Raw genomic sequence first — 233 nt, forward strand, 5'->3', positions numbered from 1 at the left:
AGTCACCACTAATCAAGGTTATTTATCACAAGAAGTGAGTGAAATAGCGGTAAAAGACAATAGCAACAAAGATGAAAAAAACTCCGCTGATCACCCTATGTTGACTCGCATTCCTGGCGCATATATCGATGAGTATACCACCCATAGTTTTGGGGAAATTGCCGTATTAGTGGGTAAGAATGGTAGCAAACTTGAGACGCTAATATTAGATGGTAAAATCACCGATATTGGCT

The 233-nt window shown here is 39.5% G+C and carries 1 protein-coding gene; it reads left to right on the plus strand.

The features are described 5' to 3' along the window. On the plus strand, positions 1-233 hold a 233-nt coding region (locus AAEZ06_RS28320), incomplete at both ends, for a hypothetical protein (protein WP_350617532.1).

It is taken from the genome of Pseudomonas sp. HY7a-MNA-CIBAN-0227 (genome assembly GCF_040310325.1).
Taxonomy (GTDB): domain Bacteria; phylum Pseudomonadota; class Gammaproteobacteria; order Pseudomonadales; family Pseudomonadaceae; genus Aquipseudomonas.